The sequence below is a fragment of the Tissierellales bacterium genome (assembly GCA_035301805.1).
Taxonomy (GTDB): Bacteria; Bacillota; Clostridia; order Tissierellales; family DATGTQ01; genus DATGTQ01.
Window position 1 is genome coordinate 1 of the sequence record DATGTQ010000176.1, and the last position, 2,246, is coordinate 2,246.

The following is a 2,246-nucleotide window of genomic DNA, read 5'->3' on the forward strand; positions in this document are numbered from 1 at the left end:
TTATTATAGAAGTAATTATTGCTATAGCTATTGGAGCCACTGTATGAGCATAAAATACTTCTAATAATTCTATATCACTTGTTATTACTGAAATTAAATTTCCTTTTTCTTTTGATTCTAGCTTTGATGGGGCTAGTTTTCTAAGTGCCTTATATACCTTATCTCTAAGTATTGCAAGTATCTTAAAGGCTATATAGTGACCTGAGTATTGTTCTATATATCTAAGTAATCCTCTAAGTAGTGCACATACTATTACTACAGTTATACTTGCTTTAAATGTTACTGACATATCTATTCCAAGTTTTGTAGCAATAGCAACACCTCCAAAAGTTGTTATAGCTATTGCAGCTAAAAATCCTAGTACTCCAAAACTTATTGTTATCATCATAACTGGTGCTAGTGGCTTAAGTATTTTTATAAGCCTTGCCATAATTTTTATACCTGATTGTCTATTATTCACTTATAGCCACCTCCTTTGGTATTATATTTTCATTATATATACTTTCTAAGTTATTTTGATGATTTACTAATTGTGCATATTTATGGTTATACATCATAAGGTCTTTATGTTTTCCACTTTCTACTATATTACCTTTATCTAATACATATATGTTATCCGCATTTTTAACATTAGCTAATCTATGAGATATTACTATAACTGTTTTATTTTCTGCTAACTCATATATAGACTTCCATATCTTTTCTTCACTTTCTACATCTATATTTGAAGTTGCTTCATCAAATATATATATTTCTGGATTTTTTATTATTGTTCTAGCTAAAGCTAGTCTTTGCTTTTGACCACCTGATAATAATGATCCACCTTCTCCTACATTTGTTTGTAATTTTTCTGGTAAACTTTGTACAAAGTCATATAAATTAGCTTTTTTAAGTGCTTCATTTATTTCTCTTTCATTTGCATCAAATTTACCCATTCTTAAATTGTCTTCTATTGTTCCATTAAATATGTATGCACTGTGGTTTATAAACCCAACCTTTTTAGTTAATACTTCAAATGGTATATAATTTAAATTTATTCCATTTAGTGTTATTTCACCATTGTCTACTTTTTCTTGTTTTAAAAGTAAGTTAGTAATAGTACTCTTTCCACATCCACTTTCCCCAACTAATGCAATCATTTTTCCTTTTGGTATAGTTACATTTACATTTTTAAGTACTTTTCTTTCTTTGTCATAACTAAAGTCTACATTTTTTATTTCTATATTTATATCTTTTAATAAATTCATTTCTTCTTTAGTTAAGTTTTCGATCTTTTCTATTTCTGCATCTAATAAATTAAATATTTTATCACTTGCAGCCATACCATTCATAGCTACGTGGAAATATGATCCTAATAGTCTAAGTGGTATAAAGAATTCTGATGAAAGTAATATTATTATAAGTACTTGACCAATAGTTATATTACCTTGACTATATTGACTTATAGCTATTATTATACCTAGAGCTGATCCTCCAAAAGCAATAAGATCCATAATATTTATAGAATTTAATTGCATTGATAATACTTTCATAGTTATATTTCTGAAGTTTTCAGCTTCTTTATTCATTTCTTCATTTTTTTGTTCATCTAAATCATATATCTTTAATGTTGTAAGTCCATGTAAGTTTTCTAAGAAAGAATCTCCTAAATTAGTGTATATTCCCCAATACTTTCCTAATAGTTTTTTAGCAAATTTCATTACAGCTATTATTGATACCGGTATTAAAGGTACACATATTAATAATACTATGGCCGCTTTAAAACTTATTGGTGCTACCACTACAAATAGTGTAAGTGGTGCTAATAAACTATAAAATAATTGCGGTAAATATCTACCAAAGTATATTTCTAAGGCTTCTACTCCATCTACTGATATTTGTACAATTGATGATGTTGATATTGTATTTTTATAGTTAACACCTAAATCTAATAGTTTTTGATATATTTTTGCTCTTAATTTTTTTCTAACTTCTGTTGAAGATTTAGAAGAAAACTTTGTTGACAAGAAATTACATATAAATCTAATTCCTAACATTGCGCCTATAAATATTGCTGAGCCTATAATATTTATATTAAAATCATTATTATATAACTTATCTATTACATTACCTATATAAACTACTATTGCAATATTACATATTATAGATATCCAGTTCATTAAAACTGTCATAAATACCCATTTTTTTGAATCTTCACAAAGTGATAATAATCTTTTATTTACCATCGTATGCCTCCTTATTCTTCT

General features: G+C 26.7%; 2 protein-coding genes. Both read right to left on the reverse strand.

From position 1 onward, the window contains the following. The coding region (locus VK071_08880; protein ID HLR35417.1) for an ABC transporter transmembrane domain-containing protein at window positions 1–460 on the reverse strand (460 nt) is incomplete at its 3' end. Beyond that, window positions 453–2,225 (reverse strand): ABC transporter ATP-binding protein/permease, encoded by a 1,773-nt coding sequence (locus VK071_08885; protein ID HLR35418.1) that lies wholly within the window; start codon window positions 2,223–2,225, stop codon window positions 453–455. The genes VK071_08880 and VK071_08885, both read right to left, overlap by 8 nt. Window positions 2,226–2,246 lie beyond the last annotated feature (21 nt).

Excerpts from the sequence above, each read along its gene's own strand:
- VK071_08885 (HLR35418.1), bottom strand. The coding sequence starts at position 2,225 with ATGGTAAATAAAAGATTATTATCACTTTGTGAAGATTCAAAAAAATGG.